The 14,350-nt window shown below is 56.0% G+C and carries 9 protein-coding genes and 1 pseudogene; 5 read left to right on the forward strand and 5 right to left on the reverse strand.

The window, feature by feature from the left end; translation table 11 throughout:
* Positions 1-19 precede the first annotated feature (19 nt).
* The gene (locus tag AC4OVU_RS12690; protein WP_491928696.1) at positions 20-1,357 is read right to left on the reverse strand and encodes a carbohydrate porin; all 1,338 of its coding nucleotides are present in this window, start codon (positions 1,355-1,357) and stop codon (positions 20-22) included.
* A 437-nt stretch (positions 1,358-1,794) separates the two neighbouring features.
* Here AC4OVU_RS12690 and AC4OVU_RS12695 point away from each other — a divergent pair, with 437 nt between their 5' ends.
* Entirely contained in the window at positions 1,795-3,477 is a 1,683-nt protein-coding gene (locus AC4OVU_RS12695) for an alpha,alpha-trehalase (protein ID WP_023303876.1), read from the forward strand.
* Positions 3,478-3,567: 90 nt separating this feature from the next.
* Here the strand turns inward: AC4OVU_RS12695 and AC4OVU_RS12700 are convergent, their stop codons facing one another.
* Complete coding sequence (locus AC4OVU_RS12700) at positions 3,568-5,670, reverse strand: TonB-dependent siderophore receptor (RefSeq protein ID WP_110292840.1); 2,103 nt, start codon at positions 5,668-5,670, stop codon at positions 3,568-3,570.
* A gap of 160 nt (positions 5,671-5,830) precedes the next feature.
* Here AC4OVU_RS12700 and ycgR point away from each other — a divergent pair, with 160 nt between their 5' ends.
* The gene (gene ycgR / locus AC4OVU_RS12705; RefSeq protein WP_110292839.1) at positions 5,831-6,562 is read left to right on the forward strand and encodes a flagellar brake protein YcgR; all 732 of its coding nucleotides are present in this window, start codon (positions 5,831-5,833) and stop codon (positions 6,560-6,562) included.
* Positions 6,563-6,599: 37 nt separating this feature from the next.
* Here ycgR and emtA read toward each other — a convergent pair whose 3' ends face one another.
* The gene (gene emtA, locus AC4OVU_RS12710; protein WP_032648573.1) at positions 6,600-7,211 is read right to left on the reverse strand and encodes a membrane-bound lytic murein transglycosylase EmtA; all 612 of its coding nucleotides are present in this window, start codon (positions 7,209-7,211) and stop codon (positions 6,600-6,602) included.
* Between the two features lie 107 nt (positions 7,212-7,318).
* Between emtA and ldcA the strand changes: the two genes are divergently transcribed.
* Together ldcA and AC4OVU_RS12720 are read left to right on the forward strand one after the other, a co-directional pair.
* Positions 7,319-8,233 carry a muramoyltetrapeptide carboxypeptidase gene (gene ldcA / locus AC4OVU_RS12715; protein ID WP_032648575.1) on the forward strand — a complete coding sequence of 305 codons (915 nt, stop codon included), beginning with the start codon at positions 7,319-7,321 and terminating at the stop codon, positions 8,231-8,233.
* Positions 8,234-8,330: 97 nt separating this feature from the next.
* Positions 8,331-9,998 (forward strand): annotated as a pseudogene (locus AC4OVU_RS12720) (potassium/proton antiporter); the annotation flags it as partial.
* Positions 9,999-10,110: 112 nt separating this feature from the next.
* Here AC4OVU_RS12720 and dadX read toward each other — a convergent pair.
* Both dadX and AC4OVU_RS12730 read right to left on the reverse strand, forming a co-directional pair.
* On the reverse strand, positions 10,111-11,181 hold the full coding sequence (gene dadX / locus AC4OVU_RS12725; protein ID WP_110292838.1) for a catabolic alanine racemase DadX: 1,071 nt from the start codon (positions 11,179-11,181) through the stop codon (positions 10,111-10,113).
* Between the two features lie 9 nt (positions 11,182-11,190).
* Entirely contained in the window at positions 11,191-12,489 is a 1,299-nt protein-coding gene (locus AC4OVU_RS12730; RefSeq protein ID WP_110292837.1) for a D-amino acid dehydrogenase, read from the reverse strand.
* 321 nt (positions 12,490-12,810) lie between these two features.
* Between AC4OVU_RS12730 and AC4OVU_RS12735 the strand changes: the two genes are divergently transcribed.
* Positions 12,811-14,343, forward strand: coding sequence for a SpoVR family protein (locus AC4OVU_RS12735; RefSeq protein WP_032619532.1), 1,533 nt, complete (start codon positions 12,811-12,813; stop codon positions 14,341-14,343).
* Positions 14,344-14,350: the final 7 nt, after the last annotated feature.

Raw genomic sequence — 14,350 nt, forward strand, 5'->3', positions numbered from 1 at the left:
AGGGGCATCATGACACTCTTCAGAAATAATATTTAAACCGCACACGACCGCCATAACGATCGTCGTTCTTATCGCTTCCCTTTTTCGGCGACGCGTTCACCCACGAAGCGTAGGCGCCCAGGTAAATGTTAAAGTTCTTCATCTTCATTACGTTGGGAATAAGGTACGACGCATGGACAGTGTGAATATCATACTCACCCGGTTCGGTGATCCAGCAATCATTCTCACACTCTGCGTCAAAGGTTGAAGTGTTAAATTCGTCGATTTCGTTATGCGCATAAATATAGCCCAGCTCAGCGTTACGCCACAGGGCATTGACGCCGGAGGTGAAGTCCGTTTCGTCTGCGGCGTCAAGATACGCTGTGTTGAGATTCACGACTATGCCATCCTCAGGATCGGCTTTCAGACCATCCCAGGTCATGGTGAATCCGTAACCGGTGCGGTCAGACTGATCGACCCAACGACCCGCGTCATCCCGATAGCCATCAGCATTGTTGACCAGATTGGTTTCCATGGCGACGGCCGTTGAGAACGGGCCGTCCTGCCACGAAATAACTGGCCGGACATAGGCGACGTTCTTATCATTTTCCAGTTCCGCGCCATGGTAGCGCTGGTCGACGTACAGATCGCTGCCGTCTTTGAACAGCGTATTCAGCTCGAAATACCAGTTATCCAGCGTTTTACTCATCAGGAAGTTACCGCCGCTGTCGGTACGGCCACGCCCCTCTTTCAGCATATAAATGTAACCATAGCCGTCGCTATAAAGATCGTCCGCTGTATTGCCCGAGTATTCAACAAAGGTATCCTGGTTGAGCGGGAACATATCGTAGGCTTCAAAACGTCCAACTTTAATTTCCCAGTCGTTTTCTGCGCCAAAGAAAAATACCGCATCATCAAGGTACATTTGCCCTGCCAAATCGCCCAGTGGTTGTACAGAAAATCCGGAAAAATGGCCGTTATCCATTTTTCGATAACCATCAAACCCCAGCAAAATACGACCATTAATATCCCACCGTTCTTTATCTCCCGGTGCCCAGTCGCTATTAGCACTTTGCTTAACAGAAGTCAGACTGCCGGTTTTGCTGGCAGCATCCATATTAAATTCCACATCGCCATAAAATTTTATATCTCCAAAGCCCGAAAGCGTCAGCTTCGGTGGTGCGTCTTTATTGACGGACTCTTCTGACTGGACGACCACGGGAGCAGCCTGCTGACTGGCCGCCTGCTGTTGTTTCAACGCCTCGATTTGCGCCTCCAGTTGCGCCAGTTTTTCATCTACGCTCGTCGCGCTTTGTGCCGCAAAAAGAGAGCCAGAACAGAGTGCCCCCACGAGGACAACCATTTTTTTAAATTGCATAGAATCCATCCTGAAATAAAAGTGAATACCCAAAGTGATGGGCCACTCTATTTCGTCTAAATGCTTTTCGGCAGGCTATTATGTTTTTTGTTATGTCGGTTATGTTTTTTACTTTGTGTGACCTTCACGGAAAGTTATTCGCGGAATGTAATAAAGAAACACAATCCCGCTCACAGAATTAAAAAAGGTTGCAACCCATAAGCCTGGTCAATATTCATGGCGTGCCCTGACAGGATATTTAATTAAAATCATTCCCCAAAAAACATTCCCCGAGTAAATAGTTTTCGGCGCGCTTCTCACGTCCGGGCGCGGCGGTAAATTGTCTGGTAATGCGCAAAATGGGATATCTAACACGCGAAGCGGGCAATATTCGTCTAAGGTTTTCAGGTGATTGACGACAGCGGTGACGCTGCCCAGCGACGAATGGAGATGAACCGATGATAAAAACTCGAATGCTACGCCCTGGCTTGTTACACCTTACGTTGGCAGGCGCCCTACTCGGTGTTACCGCATTTGGTTATGCTGAAGACCAGCCAACGAGCCAGCAAAGCTCACCTGATATTCTCCTTGGCCCCCTCTTTAATGAAGTACAGAGTGCCAAACTGTTCCCGGATCAGAAAACCTTCGCGGATGCCGTTCCCAAAAGCGACCCGCTAACCATCCTGGCGGATTACCGGATGCAGCATACCCAGTCCGGTTTTGACCTGCGCCACTTCGTGGAGATGAACTTTATCCTGCCGAAGGAAGGTGAGAAATACGTTCCCCCTGAGGGCCAGAGCCTGCGCGAACACATAGACGATCTGTGGCCTGTACTGACCCGCACCACTGACAAAGCGAACAAATGGGACTCCCTCCTGCCCCTGCCAAAGCCCTATGTCGTGCCGGGAGGACGCTTCCGCGAAGTCTATTACTGGGACAGCTATTTCACCATGCTGGGCCTGGCCGAGAGCGGCCACTGGGATAAGATCGGCGACATGGTGGACAACTTCGCTTACGAGCTTGATACCTGGGGCCATATCCCTAACGGTAACCGCAGCTACTACCTGAGCCGCTCTCAGCCGCCGTTCTTCTCGCTGATGGTGGAATTGCTGGCCACGCATGACAGCGACGCGTTGAAGAAATACCGTCCGCAGATGGAGAAAGAGTACGCTTACTGGATGGAGGGGGCTGATGGGCTCCAGGCTGGTCAGGCGAACAAACGCGTGGTGAAACTGGATGACGGCTCGATCCTCAACCGCTACTGGGACGATCGGGACACGCCGCGCCCTGAGTCGTGGCTGGATGACGTGACCACCGCCAAAAATAACCCTAACCGTCCGGCCACCGAGATTTACCGCGATCTGCGCTCTGCCGCGGCCTCGGGCTGGGATTTCAGCTCCCGCTGGATGGACGATCCACAGAAGCTGGGTACCATCCGCACCACCAGCATCGTGCCGGTGGATCTGAATGCGCTGATGTTTAAGATGGAAAAACTGCTGGCCCGCGCCAGTCAGGAAGACGGCGATAACGCCAGTGCAAGTAAATATGACGCGCTGGCCTCCGCACGTCAGAAAGCCATGGAAAGCCACCTGTGGAACGATAAAGAGGGCTGGTATGCGGATTACGATCTGAAAACCGGGAAGGTGCGTAATCAGCTGACGGCCGCAGCCCTCTTCCCGCTGTATGTGAAGGCCGCATCACAGGATCGCGCCGATAAAGTGGCCGCAGCCGCGTCGTCACGCCTGCTGAAACCGGGCGGTATTTCTACCACCACCATCAACAGCGGGCAGCAGTGGGATGCGCCGAACGGCTGGGCGCCGTTGCAGTGGGTAGCGGTGGAAGGGTTGCAGAACTATGGTCAGCAGAAAGTGGCGATGGACGTAACCTGGCGTTTCCTGAAAAACGTTCAGCATACCTACGATCGCGAGAAGAAACTGGTTGAGAAGTACGATGTCTCTTCGACCGGTACCGGCGGTGGCGGCGGTGAGTATCCGTTGCAGGACGGTTTCGGCTGGAGTAACGGCGTGACGCTCAGGATGCTGGACATGGTCTGTCCGAAAGAGAAGCCGTGCGACAGCGTACCGGAGAATCAGCCTGCGGCAAACGATGATGTTGCACCTGCGAAACAGGCGGCGCAGTAGCGCCCCTCACCCTGACCCTCTCCCCGGTGGGGCGAGGGGATGGTTCCGTGCAATAGATTGGCCCGGTAGCGAAGCGCCACCGGGCTTTTTTCAGAAGCTGTAACTCGCCCCGACCTGGAACGTGCGGTCGCGGCCTATCCAGCAGTTGGTCGCGTCATAGCAGGTGAGCGTCTCTTTGTTGGTGACGTTCTGCGCGCTCGCTTTCAACGTCAGCCCCTCCAGCGATGGCGCCAGCTCGCCCATGCGGTAAGACGCCGCCAGATCGTATTGCGTCGTACCGCCCAGCTTGCCTGCGTCGTTGGCTGGCGAGATCTCCATCGGCCCGGTGTAGCGTGCCCCTGCCCCCAGCGTTAACCCTCTCAGCGGCGTGCTGTCAAAGGTGTAATCTCCCCACAGATTAAAGGCGTTCTCAGGGGCCTGCGTCGGTCGTTTGCCCTGGTACTTGTCATCTTCGGTATTGATGGCGTGGGTGTAGGCATAGTTGGCAATCAGCGTCAGGTTATCCGATGGACGACTCATAGCGGAAAGCTCCGCACCTTTCGATTCCACTTCCCCGGTCTGGCGATAGTTGAGGAAGCCCGGATCGCTGGTCACCACATTTTTCTGACGAATGTTAAACACCGAGGCGGTGAAGGTGGTTGCGTATTCCGCCAGCAGGTATTTCACCCCACCCTCCACCTGCTTGCTGGTGGTGGGCTTAACGTCTTTCGCGGTCAGCGTGCCCTGCGGCGATACCGGGGCGAACCCTTCCGAATAGCTGATAAACGGCGAGAGACCATTGTCGAAGGCATAAAGCGCGCCCAGTCGCTTGGTGAGGCGATCCTGCGATACCCAGGCTTTGTCACCGTTTTGCAGATAGTTGGTGGTGACAGAACGGTAGTCGTCATAGCGCAGGCTGGCCAGCACGTTCAGCCCGCCAAACGCAATCTGATCCTGGAGGTAATAGCCATTCTGCTGATAGCTGAGACGGTTTTTCTGCGCGGTTTCAAGCCCCAGCGCATCGTTATCGATCTGCGAGTGATCCGGATTACGCATATCGATACCCGGTGTGGACGAGGCGTAACGATAATGGAAGTGAGAGTTCAGCTTCTGGTAGTCAAAGCCCGCCAGCAGATGATGTTTCCAGTCCCCCAGCGCGACGGTTCGGGTGACCTGGTTATCAATGTTGAAGCTCTGTAAATCTTCATCCGTGGTATAGGCGAAGCGGTTAAGCTGGTAGACCTCGCTGCCCGTCCCGGTTGAATAGGCGCTGCGCTGGTGGGTGTCCACGTCAAAGTAGCGCGCTTTCTGATTAAAGCCCCAGCCACTGTCAAACTCGTGCTCAAAGCTGTAGCCCAGCATCCACTGGCGCTGCTTAAAGCCGCTCCACTCATCCCCGGCATAGTCACGACGATCGGCGTATTTAGACCGCAGATAGCTAAGCGGCATCGGATCAGACGGCGTCAGGCTCGGCGTATTTTGCGCCAGCGCGTCAATGGTCAGGCGCGTTTTGTCATCCGGCTGCCAGGTCACGGAGGGGGCCACCAGATAGTTTTCATAGCGCGTGGTGTGCGCCTGTTCGTCACTCTCTGTCGCTTTACCCAGCAGGCGATAGTTCCAGTCGCTGGTCGCAATCTGCCCCGTGGAGTCCAGGTACCCCTCTTTCAGATTGCGGTTTCCGGTGTTAAAGCCCAGTTCTGTTTTCGCCTCTTTCTGCGGCTTTTTACTCTGAATATTGACTAGCCCGCCCGGGGAGCCGCCGCCATACAGCACGGATGACGGCCCCTTCAGGATATCGACGCTCTCAATCAGCAGCGGATCGATTCGCGCTTTAGTGTTCCCGGTGACGTTATAGGGAAGTTGCAGGCCGTTGTAGAACTCCTGCTCGACGTTGAACCCGCGGATTTTGTACTCGCTCATGTAAGAGGTGCTCCCGCGCACCTCCGTGGAAACGCCCGGCGCATAGCGCAGGATCTCGTTTACCGAACTGGCGTGCCGCTGCTCAATCTCTTTAGCGGCAATGGTGTTGATCACCTGCGGCGTTTTACTTTCCGCGACGGCTGATTTCGTGGCGCTGTTGGTCCAGGCAGGGAGCGCGCTGCCCTGCTCTGTACCGGTCACCACGATGGTGGGTTCTTCTGCAAAAGCCTGTGTTTGCAATGCCAGCGTGACGGCGCCTGCCAACGCGCATAACGCAAAACGTGAGGTGCTCATAGTGTCGTCTTGTTATTAGATGGTATTGGGAACGCCAATTATTATCATTTCCATTGGCAAATCAATATCGGCGGAGAAAAACAGATCGTTTGTATTAAGTTTCATGCCAGCGTGCCGATAACCCAGAGACAGTCTGTCATCTATCGAGGAGCCATCTGGCGTGAGTAGCTACAGTGAGCAGTTCCTGAAACAAAATCCGCTGGCTGTATTAGGGGTGTTACGCGACCTGAAAAAGGGCGAGGTGCCGCTGCGCATCAACTGGTCAACCAGCCAGTTTATCAGCAAGATCCTGGACGTGACGGCAGAACACCTGATCGTGGATCTGGGTAGCCAGAGCGAAGAAAACCGTGCCGCGCTCCAGGCAGAAAACCTCTCGGTGATGGCCGAAACGCAGGGGGCTAAAGTCGAGTTTATACTGCCCCGCCTGACCACGATCGCGTACCAGGGTTTGCCTGCGTTTATCGCTCCCCTGCCCGCTAACCTCTGGTTCGTGCAACGCCGCGAGTTTTTTCGCATCAGCGCCCCGCTTCACCCGGCCTATTTCTGTAAGGCAAAAATGCCGGACAAAAAAGAGATCCGCTTTCGTCTCTTCGACCTGTCACTGGGCGGGATGGGCGCGTTAATGGATACGCCGAAGCCGGAAGGACTGGTGGAAGGCATGCGTTTTAGTCAGATTGAGCTGGATATGGGCGGATGGGGACGCTTCTGGTTTGACGCCCAGCTGATTGCCATCAGCGAGCGTAAGGTGGTGGACAGCAAAAACGAAACCATTACCATGCCGCGACTGAGCTTTCGCTTTCTGAATGTCGGGCCAGGCGCCGAACGCGAACTACAGCGCATCATCTTCTCACTGGAGCGTGAAGCGCGGGAACGCGCGAACAAAGTGCGCTGAAAGGCGTCGGGCAGCATGCAGCCGCCCGACAAAGGCGTTACATGGCGTCCATCGCTTTCTGTACTTTCCAGATATAACGTGGAGCCTGTACTGACGGATGATTCTTCACAACGTGCTCGAAGAATTCATCTTTATCCATATCGTTAATCTCTTCTATCGCCTCTTTGCGATCGGATGAGAAGGTTCGGAGCAGCGCGCCGGCTCCGTTAACGTACGACACCACCAGCGCATATTGCATCACTTCCGGATCGTCAATCCCCTTCAGAATGCCATGCTCGAGAATGCTCAGGTAAGCGGTTCCCATAGAGATATTACGTTCCGGGTTTTTCAGCTCGCTGGTGGATGGCTGTCCCTTCCAGCCCATGTAGCGATAGACCTCTCTTCCCGCCGTCGAGGCTTTTAACTGCATCAGCCCCACCGCATTCGATTTACTCACCAGCGTCGGGTTGCCGCCGGACTCTACGGCAATGATCGCCGTGATCAGACGCGGGCTCACGCCCCAGGCCTTCCCGGCTTGTTCGCTGATCGGCATCCACTGCATGGCCCGCTTTACCGGCACTTCAGGGTTCCAGGGGGGATTTTGATAATCATGTTTTGAACTACAGCCAGCGAGCAGCACAATCAAAAAAGCAAACCATCTCAATTTCACGTCATCTATCCTTATAGCCGGTCATCGCGGTACGTCGCCCCTTGAAGCAGGCGGCGTATAAGCGGCATGATATAGACAATTAGATTCTCATTCAGCAAGGAATTGCCATGCCTCAGTTTCATCTCATCGCACCGTCAGGCTACTGCATCAACCAGGAGGCGGCACAGCGGGGCGTTCAGCGCCTGCTGGAAATGGGCCATCAGGTAGAAAATCAGACTATTATCCCCCGCCGTATGCAGCGTTTTGCCGGTACGGAGGCGCAGAGACTGAGCGATATCAACAGCCTGGCGACGCTGGAAGGTGAAAACACTATTGTGCTGGCCGTGCGCGGCGGCTATGGCGCAAGCCGGCTGCTGGAGAGCATCGACTGGGCCGGGCTGGCCGCGCGCCAGCAGCAGGATCCGCTGTTAATCTGCGGACACAGCGATTTCACGGCGATCCAGCTCGGCCTGCTTGCGTTGCATAACGTCATTACCTTTAGCGGCCCGATGCTGGCCGGCAACTTTGGTGCGCCGGAGCTGGATGCATTTACGCAGGACCATTTCTGGCGCGCCCTGCAAAACCCGACGTTCACCGTCGAGTGGCAAGGCAATGGACCGCACTGGGAATGTGAAGGACAGCTGTGGGGCGGCAACCTCGCGATGCTGGTGTCGCTGATTGGAACGCCGTGGCTGCCGCAGATCACGGACGGCATACTGGTGCTGGAAGATATCAACGAACACCCGTTCCGCGTCGAACGTATGCTGTTGCAGCTGTATCACGCCGGGATTCTGGATCGGCAGTCGGCCATTGTGCTGGGCAGTTTTAGTGGTTCAGCCCCCAACGATTACGATGCGGGCTATTCCCTGGAGACGATGATTGATTTCATTCGTTCCCGGCTGGATATCCCGGTGATCGCCGGTCTGGATTTCGGCCATGAGCAGCAAACCGTTACCCTGCCGCTGGGTGCCCAGGCGCACCTTGTACACGATAATTCAGGCAGCCGGTTAACAATCAGCGGTCATCCGGTCTTAAAGGCATAAAAAAGCCGTTATTCCCCCTCAATAAAACGCAGTTAACGTTGTTATTATGTTAGGGTTTTAATAACAGCGTTCACATTGAGGTGGGAGTAAGACGACATTGGGTGCCACAGCGATAATCAGTCTTTTCATTCTGGGTTCCATCCTGGTAACCTTTAGCATTTTATTAAGTTCATTTTCATCGCGTCTTGGCATACCTATTCTTGTCATTTTCCTGGCTATCGGCATGCTTGCCGGGATCGACGGTATCGGCGGTATCCCCTTCGATAATTACCCTTTCGCCTATATGGTGAGTAACCTCGCGCTGGCGGTGATTCTGCTGGACGGCGGAATGCGCACCCAGGCAAGTTCGTTTCGCGTTGCCTTAGGCCCGGCGCTGTCTCTGGCGACCGTCGGCGTGCTGATCACCTCCGGCCTGACCGGCATGATGGCGGCCTGGCTGTTTAACCTCGATATAATGGAAGGCCTGCTGATTGGCGCGATCGTCGGCTCTACCGATGCGGCGGCGGTTTTCTCACTGCTCGGCGGCAAGGGGCTGAACGAACGCGTTGGCTCCACGCTTGAGATTGAATCCGGCAGTAACGATCCGATGGCGGTGTTCCTGACCATTACCCTGATTGAGATGATCCAGCAGCACGAAACCGGCCTGAGCTGGATGTTCGCCTGGCACATCCTCCAGCAGTTTGGCCTCGGGATTATCATTGGTCTCGGCGGCGGTTACCTGTTACAGCATACGATTAACCGTATTACGCTGCCTTCCGGCCTTTACCCGCTGCTGGCCCTGAGCGGTGGGATCCTGATCTTTGCCGTCACCACCGCGCTGGACGGCAGCGGTATTCTGGCGGTTTACCTTTGCGGTTTCCTGTTGGGCAACCGACCGATTCGCAACCGTCACGCCATCTTGCAGAACTTCGACGGTCTGGCCTGGCTGGCGCAGATCGCCATGTTCCTGGTGCTGGGCCTGCTGGTGACGCCGTCGGACCTGCTGCCTATCGCCGTACCGGCGCTGCTTTTGTCGGCCTGGATGATCTTCTTCGCCCGTCCGCTGTCGGTGTTTGCCGGGCTGCTGCCGTTCCGCGGGTTTAACCTGCGTGAGCGGATATTTATCAGTTGGGTGGGGCTGCGCGGCGCGGTGCCGATTATTCTGGCAGTGTTCCCTATGATGGCCGGGCTGGACAACGCCCGTCTGTTCTTCAACGTCGCCTTCTTCGTAGTGCTGGTGTCGCTGCTGTTCCAGGGAACGTCTCTGGGCTGGGCGGCGAAAAAAGCCAAAGTGGTGGTACCGCCCATTGGCTGGCCGGTCTCCCGCGTGGGGCTGGATATTCACCCTGAGAATCCCTGGGAACAGTTTGTCTACCAGCTAAGCGCCGATAAGTGGTGCGTGGGCGCGTCCCTGCGCGATCTGCATATGCCCGCTGAAACGCGCATTGCCGCCCTGTTCCGGGATAACGCCCTGCTTCACCCGACCGGCAGCACGCGGCTGCGTGAGAACGATATCCTCTGCGTGATTGGCCGCGAGCGCGACCTACCTGCCCTAGGCAAGCTCTTCAGCCAGTCGCCCCCGGTGGCGCTGGATCAGCGTTTCTTCGGCGATTTTATCCTCGAAGCCAGCGCCCGCTTTGCGGATGTGGCGCTGATTTATGGCCTGGAAGGTGGACTGGAGAATCGCGATAACCAGCAAACCCTGGGTGAGATTATTCAGCAATTATTAGGGGCTGCGCCGGTCGTCGGTGACCAGGTGGAGTTTGCCGGGATGATCTGGACGGTAGCGGAGAAAGAAGATAACGCGGTGCGCAAAGTCGGCGTAAGGCCGATGGAGGAGGAGGCGGAGTAGCTGCTTTTTTGCCGGGTGGCGCTAACGCTTACCCGGCACACACAAGTTACACCGTCACAACAGGCACTCTTGACGCCAGCGCGCACATCAGCTCATACCCGACGGTGCCCGCCGCAGCGGCCACATCATCAATTTTAACCTCGTTGCCCCACAGCTCAACCGGTGAGCCGATCCCCGCCTGGGGACACGGCGTCAAATCGATGGCCAGCATGTCCATGGAGACGGTACCTACCGTGCCGGTGCGCACGCCATCGACCCACACCGGCGTGCCGCTCGGGGCGATGCGCGGATAACCATCTGCATAGCCCCCCGCCACGATACCGATGCGCTGTTCACCTGCTGCCCGATAGCGGCTGCCATAGCCCACCGTATCGCCCGCTTTCAGGGTTTGCACGCCGATAATCTCGCTTCGTAACGTCATCACCGGCTTCAGGCCGCTGTTGGCAATATCCTGCCACTGACCTGAGGGTGACGCGCCGTACAGTACGATCCCCGGACGTACCCAGTTGTAGTGCGCCTCGGGATGCCAGAGCGTTGCCGCTGAGTTCGACAGCGAGCGCGGACAGTCCAGACCTTCTGCCGCCTGCTCAATGCGGACCATGGCATCGGCAATGCCGTCCGGCTTTTCCGCATCGGCGAAGTGCGCCATCAGCGTCATCTCACCGACGTTTTTCAGCGCACGAAGCTGCTGCCAGACCGTATGCACCCGTTCAGGCTTGAAGCCCAGACGGTTCATCCCGCTGTTCACTTTGAGATAGATATCCAGCGGGGCATGCAGCTTCGCGTCCTGGATGGCCTTGATCTGCCAGTTACTGTGAACGCTGGTCGTCAGGCGGTACTTATCCAGCAGAGGCAGATCCTGCGCATGAAAGAATCCTTCCAGCAGCAGGATCGGTCCTTTCCAGCCGCGCTCGCGCAGCAGGATGGCCTCTTCCAGATTCAGCAAGGCAAAACCATCGGTGCCGCCGAGCGCACTCCAGATACGGTCGATACCATGACCGTAGGCGTTGGCTTTCACCACCGACCAGACACGAGAACCCGGCGCAGCACGGCGAACAATTTGCAGGTTATCCTTCAGCGCCTGCAAATCCAGCTGGGCCAGAATGGGACGGGACATGACGACTCCTTAATTATGCGCGCCGTGCAGGTGTTGTGGACGCGATGGGGTAAACCCTGATTGATAGCGTGCGGCGCTCAAATCGTCAAACGGAATTGCCGGCGTCCGTCCGGAGATCAGGTCGCTCAGCAGCTGGCCCGAACCGCAGGCCATGGTCCAGCCAAGCGTGCCGTGGCCGGTGTTAGTCCACAGATTTTTGTATGGTGTACGGCCCACAATCGGCGTGCCGTCCGGGGTCATTGGGCGCAGGCCGGTCCAGAACGTCGCCTGCTCAATGAAGCCGCCGCGCGGGAAGAGATCGCCCACGACCATCTCCAGCGTTTCACGACGCGGTTTGAGCAGCTCGGTATTGAAGCCCACGATTTCCGCCATGCCGCCGACGCGGATCCGGTTATCGAAGCGGGTGATGGCGATTTTGTAGGTTTCATCAAGAATGGTCGAGACCGGCGCGCCGCTGTCCTCTTTCACAGGAATGGTCAGGGAGTAGCCTTTCAGCGGATAGACCGGGATATCCAGGATCCCTTTCAGCATCGCGGTTGAGTAGGAGCCAAACGCCATCACGTAGGCATCGGCTTTAATTACCTCTTCCCCACACTTCACGCCGTAAATCTTCTCACCTTCCGACAGCAGTTTGTCGACAGAAGTATTGAAGCGGAATTTCACCCCGGCCTGCTCACACATGCGCGCCAGACGCTGGGTGAATAGCTGGCAGTCGCCGGTTTCATCGTTCGGTAAACGCAGACCGCCCGTCAGCTTGTGCGCGACCTCGGCAAGCGCTGGCTCCACCTGCGCCAGCTGGCTGGCTTCCAGCAGCTGATACGGTACGCCCGCATCTTCAAGCACGGCGATATCGCGGGTCGCGTTTTCGTACTGTTGCGGGGTACGGAACAGCTGAAGCGTGCCGCCCTGACGCCCTTCATATTCAATGCCCGTTGAGGCACGCAGCGCCTTCAGGCAGTCGCGGCTGTATTCCGCCAGCCGCACCATACGCCCCTTGTTTTCCATATAGTGGCGGGTGTCGCAGTTGCGCAGCATCTGCCACATCCACTTAAGCTGGAACTGCGTGCCGTCAAGGCTGATCGCCAGGGGCGCATGTCGCTGAAACATCCATTTGATCGCCTTCAGCGGAACGCCCGGGGCCGCCCACGGCGCAGCGTAGCCCGGAGAGATTTGCCCCGCATTCGCCGCACTGGTTTCCAGCGCCGGACCGGATTCGCGATCGATAACGGTAACCTCATGTCCCGCCTGACTTAAATACCAGGCGCTGGTTACGCCAACGACACCACTTCCCAGTATGACAACACTCATAGCCACTCCATTATGAGCAAAAGAACAATCATCTAATTACAGATTGATAACCTAGTTGAAAATATTATTCAACATATGACTTTTTTATGGTGACTCAACTCACATATCCCGCTGTATCAGGGGATGGCGCTTATTTGGGTTCTCCTGCTGCGCGTTATTTTTAACCAGTAGAAAATTCTGTGAGCACCGCTTTATTTGCCGTATCGAAAACGCGAAATCGCAAAGAAAAAATTTCTGCGCCCCGCGTATTTGAATGGGGTGATCTATGCTTGAAAGGAGGCTCTCCAGTCAGAGAGAGCGACCAACAACGAGGGCGCGCTAATGGCTACACTAGATTCCATGTCCAGGGACAGCACCCGTCTGAGCGATGGACCCGACTGGACCTTCGAGTTGCTGGATGTCTACCTGGCGGAGATCGACCGGGTGGCCAAACTCTATCGTCTGGATACCTATCCCCATCAGATTGAAGTCATCACCTCGGAACAGATGATGGACGCTTACTCCAGCGTCGGGATGCCAATTAACTATCCGCACTGGTCGTTTGGCAAAAAATTCATTGAAACAGAGCGGCTGTATAAGCACGGGCAGCAGGGACTGGCGTATGAAATCGTCATTAACTCTAACCCGTGTATTGCCTATCTGATGGAGGAGAACACCATTACCATGCAGGCGCTGGTGATGGCGCACGCCTGCTATGGACATAACTCGTTCTTCAAAAATAACTATCTGTTCCGCAGCTGGACGGACGCCAGCTCCATCGTCGATTACCTGATCTTCGCCCGCAAATACATTACCGACTGCGAAGAGCGCTACGGCGTGGACGAGGTGGAGAAGCTGCTGGACTCCTGCCACGCGCTGATGAACTACGGCGTTGACCGCTATAAGCGCCCGCAGAAGATCTCATTGCAGGAAGAGAAAGCCCGGCAGAAGAGCCGCGAGGAGTATCTGCAAAGCCAGGTGAATATGCTGTGGCGCACCCTGCCGAAACGTGAAGAGGAGAAAACCGTCGCCGAGGCGCGTCGCTACCCTTCCGAGCCGCAGGAAAACCTGCTCTACTTTATGGAGAAAAACGCCCCACTGCTGGAGCCGTGGCAGCGTGAGATCCTGCGCATCGTGCGCAAGGTGAGCCAGTATTTCTATCCGCAGAAGCAGACCCAGGTGATGAACGAAGGCTGGGCGACCTTCTGGCACTACACCATTCTTAACCACCTGTACGACGAAGGAAAAGTCACCGAGCGGTTTATGATGGAGTTTCTGCACAGCCACACCAACGTGGTATTCCAGCCGGCATATAACAGCCCGTGGTACAGCGGCATTAACCCGTACGCGCTCGGCTTTGCCATGTTCCAGGATATCAAGCGTATTTGTCAGTCGCCCACCGAAGAGGACAAATACTGGTTCCCGGATATTGCCGGTTCCGACTGGCTGGAAACGCTGCACTTCGCGATGCGTGATTTTAAGGATGAGAGCTTTATCAGCCAGTTCATGTCGCCGAAGATCATGCGTGATTTCCGCTTCTTCACCGTACTGGATGATGACCGCAACAACTACCTGGAGATCTCCGCGATCCACAACGAAGAGGGCTATCGCGAGATCCGCTCGCGCCTGTCATCCCAGTACAACCTGAGTAATCTTGAACCGAACATTCAGGTCTGGAACGTGGATCTGCGCGGCGACCGCTCCCTGACGTTGCGCTATATTCCGCACAACCGCGCGCCGCTGGATAAGGGGCGTAAGGAAGTGCTGAAGCATGTGCATCGCCTGTGGGGATTTGACGTGTTGCTGGAGCAGCAGAACGAAGATGGCAGCGTGGAGCTGCTGGAGCGGTGTCCGGCGCGGTTGAATACGCTGTAGTTTGTTG

This window comes from Enterobacter sp. 6722112, from assembly GCF_058661685.1.